The organism is Magnetospirillum sp. WYHS-4 (assembly GCA_039908345.1).
Lineage (GTDB): Bacteria > Pseudomonadota > Alphaproteobacteria > Rhodospirillales > GLO-3 > JAMOBD01.
Genome location: JAMOBD010000043.1, coordinates 22,305 through 28,304, shown reverse-complemented (window position 1 = coordinate 28,304; position 6,000 = coordinate 22,305). Strand labels below are relative to the sequence as shown.

Below are 6,000 nucleotides of genomic sequence, written 5' to 3'. Positions count from 1 at the left end.
ACGAAACCCCCACCTGAAACCCCGCCACCCCGGAATGTAGTGCTAACAAACCCGTGCCACTCCGTAACAGTCTGTTACAGAACAGCTTTTTCTCGGGCACTGTTCAAGTTGGGTCATACCGGACGATCAATCCACCCAGGCAGCGAATCACTCGAACCAGGGCAACTCGGCTTGGGTCCGGAGTCGCTCGACGAACATGCTGATCAACCGACGCATGATCGGGTCGGCCTCCTGGAGCCTGTCCAGCTTGCGACGGAAGATGTCGCGAGGAATGATCCGCACTTCGGTGTCGACCGTCGCCCGCACCGAGGCCATGCGCATCCCGTCGTCCACCAACGCCATCTCGCCGACGATGGCTCCCCGCTTGATGATGCCGAGCCGCACTTCCCGATCTTCGCGGGCTACGAAAGCTTCGACTTCGCCCGAAAGGATCAGATAGGCCTCGTCACCCACACTGCCCTGGGAAAACAACAGGCTGCCGGCAGGAAAGGCCCTGCGGTCCGAAGCGGCGCGCTGCTCTTCCGCGGCCGCAGCCTGGGGCTGAACCTTGGGCGGCGGCGCACCGACCGCCTGGTGTCCGGCAGCCAATTCGGTCAGACGATGTTCCACCCAGGCCTTGATGTCGGCGGGCAGGACCGAATGAGCGATATGCCGACGCAGATCTGCGAAGATCGAGGTCAAGACCGCCGGCGAGGCACCGGCCGGCAGCAGGTCGCCCACACTCTTGACTTCATCGAGCAGGCTCGCCAGTGGCTGCAGGACCACCGCCGGGTAGCGCGTTCCGAAGGAAGAAGCCCCCAGAGCCAACAGATAGCCCAGCTTCACCGCCCGGTTGGGCAGCGCCCGGAGAATCAGGGCGACGCCCTGCGCCGCCGGAAGATCCTCGCCGTCCCGGCCCCCCACCGCTCGTTGCCGCAGCGTAGCAGCCTCCGACATTCCGGCCGCCCCGGCCAATCCACCCTGGCCGATCAGAGCGGCCAGCAACCGGTCGAAGGCCTCGCGATCCGCCTGTTCTCCCTCGTTGCTGAGGGGCTGCACGCCCTTGAGGGCGAACTCGACGCGTGCCAGCAAGACTTCCCGTGTCTTCGGGAAGACTCCCCGCCTCAGGATGGCATCAAGACGGGCCGCCGCCGACTTGGTGTCACGATATTGGCCCCGCCCCGTCGCCAATCGGGTAACGGCCAACAGCGCCTTGCCGAGGTCCGACTGGCTTCCCAGCAGATCGCGGACCGCGGTCCTCCCCGCAAGAATTTCCGCCGCAAGTTCGTCCAGCGGCGCCCAACCGGCTGGAGAATTTTCCCGCTCGGCCTGATCGACCACCCGCTCCACCTTGCCGACCCAATCGCGGGATGCCCCCGTGATACGAGCCAGCACGGCCGCGGCCGCGGGCGGTTCCAGCCCCGCGAGGGCCGCCTCCAGCCCTTGGTTCTCCAGCATCTGGAGCCGATCCGCTCCCGCCGAAAGGTCACGGGCCCTCTCCACCACCTCGGCCCCCAAACGCTCGAGGGCGCTCAGGCGCTGGCCGGCGTCGGAGCCATCGGCCCGCGCCTGCACCGATGCCACGTGCTGCAGCGCGTGAAACCACAGACTCTCGTTGCGCTGGAGCAAGCGCAGGCGGCCATAATCGCAGAGCAATTCCAGCGGCAAGACGTTCTCGCGCTCGAAATACATGGGCAGAAGGCGCCCCAGGGTTCGCCGCGCCCGAAAATCGAAGACATCGGCGTAGACGGTACAAAGCGCCGCTTCGTCCAGGGGAGTAATGGTGAGAGGCCGTTCCTGCCGCTTGCAAGTCGCTTCGAACACCACCTTGGGCTTCGAGCCATCCTTCTCCTCCAGGACGTGGACCCCGTCGCAGGAGTTCCCGGAAACCAGGGCCTGGGCCCGCTCAACGGCCTTGGCTTGGCTTCTATGGATGGAGTCCGTGATCCACCGGCTTCCTTGGGCCGTCTCCACCAGGTAACTCGTCTCGCGATGAAATCCCACTTTTCCCCCCTCTCTCACCTTCCGTCTTCAGGACGTCGATCCGGCAAGGCTTCCCCACCAACCGGACAAGACACCGGGAAGACATCTTGGAGCTACAAGTACGTATTTAGAATAACTATTCTATTAACTACTTCTTTCGTGGTATATTCGTTTAGTTGATATTAATTGACATTGCATTACAATTGGATGTTTTTACGATCGCCGCCGCCCTCCGCCGCCGCCCATCCCCTGAAAGGCTCCCGCACGCAGGCGTTCGACAAAGATATCGATAAGACGCCGGATCACGGGATCCGTCTCGGCCAACCGGTCCAGCCGGCGCCGGAACAGGTCGCGTGGCAGGACGCTCACTTCCAGGTCGCTCACCGCCCGCGCGGAGGCCATGCGGGGCTGGTCGTCGATCAGCGACATCTCGCCGATGATGCCGCCCCGCTCCACGGTCCCCAGCGTGACGCTGCGGCCATCCTTGGTGACATAGACTTCGACCCGCCCGGTAACGACCAGGTAGGCCTCGCCACCGACGTCGCCCTGCCGGAACAAGGTCGCTCCGACGGGAAAGAACCTCCGCGGAAGGCTGGACCTGCGGCCCACCGCAGCCACCACCGCCGCCGGCATCGGGGGAGCCGGAGGAACCGCGGCAACCGGAGCCGCCCCCCTGCCCCTGGATAGGTCGTTCAGACGACCGGAAACCCAAGACTTCAGCGCCTCGGTCAGGTCAGCTTCTTCCAGGAAACGACGCAGACGCCCCAGAACCCGTGCCTCATCCTCCCCCGGGGCCAGGACCGCCGGGTCGGCGACGTCTTCCAGCACCGACTTGATCTTGGCAGCCACGGCATCGCCGAAGCGATCGCCGAAGTCGGTCATCGAAAGCGCAAACAGGTATTCCAAACGACCCGCCACATGCGCAAGACCGTTGAGCATCGCCTCGATGGCCGAATCGGCATCCAGGTTTTCGCCGCCTCGGCCGCCAACCAAGCGCATCCGCTGTGTCGCGGCTTCGGCCATGGCTGGGGTGGCAAAGGCCCCGGAAGACGCAAGAAGGCGGCGCAACCGGTCGAAGGACTCCTTGTCCCCGTCCTCCCCGCCCCGACTGAGAGGCGCGATCCCGGCCAACCCCGAACGGACGTGAGCCAGCAGAACGCTCCGCGCCAAGGGAAACCCATCCGCAGCCACGAGGCCATTCAGTCGCCCGAGAAGATCGTCCTCTTCCTTTGACGGAGGCAGGCTACCGCAGGATATCCGGGTCAAGACGAGAAGAGCCGTCCCTAAATCCGGTTGCCTTCCCAGGATATCCCGCACCGAAACCGCGCTTTCCAGTATCTCGGCCGCGAGTTCGTCGAGAATCGCGGCCACCGGGGCCGCTGGGTTGCGCTCCGCCTCCCGCAACACGAGGCCCAGCTTGCGTGCCCAATCCCTCTCTTGCCCGAGAAAAGCACCCAGCAGCGGTCCCGCCGTCCCCGGCTCAAGCTCCGCCAAGGCCGCTTCCAAGCCCTCTTCGGCCACCAGGGCCAAACGGTCGCGCGGCGCCTTGGCCTCGCGAGCCCGATCCACCACCGCCTTGGCCAGACGTTCCAGTTCCCCAAGGCGGTCGCCCGCATCGCCGCCAACGGATCGTGCCTGAACGTCCGCGATCCTCTGCAGCCCTTGATGCCAGAGGGCCTCGTTACGCTGCAGATTCCGCAATTGACCGAAATCGAAAAGGAACTCGATGGGAGTCAGGCCTTCTTGGTCGAAGTATTTGCGCAGCAGGCGCCCCAGGGTACGCCGGGCCGGAAAGGCGTAACAATCCTCTAGAGCCGAACAGGGCCCCGCCTCGTCGATGGGGACGATGGTGACCGGCTTCTCGCGGCGCTGACAGGTTTCCTGAAAGACCACCTGCGGGGCGCGGTTGCGGACCTCCTCGTTGACCCGCACCCCATCGTAGTCGCTGCTGACAGCCAGCACTTGCGCCCGCTCGACGGCAAAGGCCTTTTCCTGGTAGACCGAATCGATCACCCAGCGCCCATCCAAGGCAACCTGAACTTCGAAAGTCGCCATACGCAACTCCCTTCATCGTTCCAATTTCGCCGTTTCCCAGGGAAAGACCAACCAGATTCCTTGGGCCACTTCCTCGCCCCAGACGTCGGCCATCCCCCGTCCATCGGGCTTAGAATAGAGCACGGCGATGCGGGCCCTTGGCAGCAGTTGGCGGACCTTGCGGGCGGTGGCGCCGCTGTCGACGAGGTCGTCCACCACCAGCCAGCCCTCCCCCCCCTCGGTGGTCGCCGATTCGGGAATCTTGACCACGTCCAGTTGGCCCCGTCGACGCCCGTCGTAGCTGGCTAGGCACAGCGTATCGACCAAACGCAGACCGAGGCCCCGAGCCACGAGCGCCGCCGGCACCAACCCGCCGCGGGCCACGGCGACCACGCCGTGCCAAGGCCCGTCGCCGGCCAAACGGCGGCAGAGCGAGGCCGCGGTCGCCTCGACTTCCTGCCAGGTCAGACGGCGTTCAACGGCCATCGCGAGCTCCGGAAAACAAAAGGGACCGGCAGCGCCGCTGCCGGTCCCCCGCATTCTCGGTTTCCAACTCTTTACCGGACGTATAGATGCACCTCGGTGGTGCGGGCGTCGACGAGGGTCTTGCCCGACACGGCGACCCGATTCGGCGCCAACCCCATCTCCATCAGGGAGCGCATCACCGAGTCGGCATGACGGCGGGCCTTGGTGGAATTGAGAGCCTGCCGGCCGGCATCGCCTTGGGCGGGCGTCACCGCGACCAGATCGAAAGCGGCATCGGGCCGGCGTTCGAGGACACGGCTGACCGCATTGTAGAGGGCTTGCTGATAGGGCACGTCCGCCTTGTCGAAGCGAATCACCACCAATGGCCGACGGCCTTCGGTGGCCATGGCGGTCATCGGCTCGGTAGACTGCATGTAGGCGGTGCCCGCCCGGTTGGGCAGGCTGGCCCCCATGAATTCGCCGCTCTTGATAGCCGAGGCCACCACGTTCATGTTACCGCGCTCGGAGGCGATGTAATTGGTCTGGCGGCGCACGTCGTCGGTGACTTCCTTCATCAGGCGGTCGACCAGAACGGCCGTGCGATTCGTCTCGTCCTCAAGGACGGCGAGTTGCTTGTGGTCCTCGTCGACGGCCCCGGAGACCTGGAAGGTGGAATGGGTGCGCTCCGACAGATAATTGACCATGTTGGCATCGCCGCCGGCCGCCTGGGCCAGCTTGTTCATCTCGCTGACGTCTATCGCGACCCGGTCGAGATCCTGCTGGGCGGCGCCGAACTGTTGCACCAGGATGGGATTGCCGCGCGTCGTTCCGACCTGAAGGCGGGCGTTGATGGCCGCCATGGCGCCGTGATAGCGCTGAGAATCCTGGACGGTGCGGCCGCGCAATTGCTGCAGGACTCCGTTATGGTTCGAGATCGACCCCTGCAGGCGCCGCAATTCCTCGCGCATCTCCTCGACCATCTTGCCGACCATGGTGCCGGTCGCCGCGCCGGGCGTGACACCCGAGGGTTCGAAGTTGCCGCTGCCCAGGGGCGGCTGGCTGGAGGCCACCACCGGCGCTTCCTGCTGGGGCAAGGTCATCACGGCGGCATCGGCGGAGGCCGCCGTTCCCGCCGACGCCGATGCCGCCGCCGCGGATGATCCCTTGGCGGCGGACTTGCCGGCGGGGTCCTCCCCCGTCAGGGAAGGCCACAAGGCCTCTTCGGTGAAAGCACAGGCCGGCAACAGCAGTGCCACGCCCAACACGATTGCCCGATAACTGGAAAACGCCATATGCGAGTCCGCCTTCCTCTGCCGCGCGGGCGCAAGACCCACTGCCACGACCTACCCCGACGTTCGGAATCATCCCCCTCGCGTCTCGAAGGGGGATATTACTCAATGCTCCGAGTCCCGACAAGGCCGGAAATTCCTGGCGGGAAAAAGGCTTGCCGTCAAGTCTTCCGCCGACCGTCATAGTGGCTTGCGTTCCGGATCGTCCTGGAGTAGTTTCCGGCCCTCCGCCGAGCCCGGCACGTTGCGC

The 6,000-nt window shown here is 65.3% G+C and carries 4 protein-coding genes; all 4 read right to left on the bottom strand.

The features are described 5' to 3' along the window. Nucleotides 1-147: 147 nt before the first annotated feature. Nucleotides 148-1,983 carry a cyclic nucleotide-binding domain-containing protein gene (locus tag H7841_12650; protein ID MEO5337725.1) on the bottom strand — a complete coding sequence of 612 codons (1,836 nt, stop codon included), beginning with the start codon at nucleotides 1,981-1,983 and terminating at the stop codon, nucleotides 148-150. 192 nt (nucleotides 1,984-2,175) lie between these two features. Next, nucleotides 2,176-4,017: a cyclic nucleotide-binding domain-containing protein gene (locus tag H7841_12645; protein ID MEO5337724.1), complete on the bottom strand. Its 1,842-nt coding sequence runs from the start codon at nucleotides 4,015-4,017 to the stop codon at nucleotides 2,176-2,178. A gap of 12 nt (nucleotides 4,018-4,029) precedes the next feature. Next, the gene (gene gpt / locus H7841_12640) at nucleotides 4,030-4,482 is read right to left on the bottom strand and encodes a xanthine phosphoribosyltransferase (protein MEO5337723.1); all 453 of its coding nucleotides are present in this window, start codon (nucleotides 4,480-4,482) and stop codon (nucleotides 4,030-4,032) included. Nucleotides 4,483-4,553: 71 nt separating this feature from the next. Then, nucleotides 4,554-5,753, bottom strand: a complete 1,200-nt coding sequence (locus tag H7841_12635; GenBank protein ID MEO5337722.1) for a hypothetical protein — start codon at nucleotides 5,751-5,753, stop codon at nucleotides 4,554-4,556. Between the last annotated feature and the right edge of the window lie 247 nt (nucleotides 5,754-6,000).

Bases quoted from the DNA above. Each gene is read 5' to 3' on its own strand.
- H7841_12645 (MEO5337724.1), bottom strand. From the start codon at position 4,017: ATGGCGACTTTCGAAGTTCAGGTTGCCTTGGATGGGCGCTGGGTGATC.
- gpt (MEO5337723.1), bottom strand. From the start codon at position 4,482: ATGGCCGTTGAACGCCGTCTGACCTGGCAGGAAGTCGAGGCGACCGCG.
- H7841_12635 (MEO5337722.1), bottom strand. From the start codon at position 5,753: ATGGCGTTTTCCAGTTATCGGGCAATCGTGTTGGGCGTGGCACTGCTG.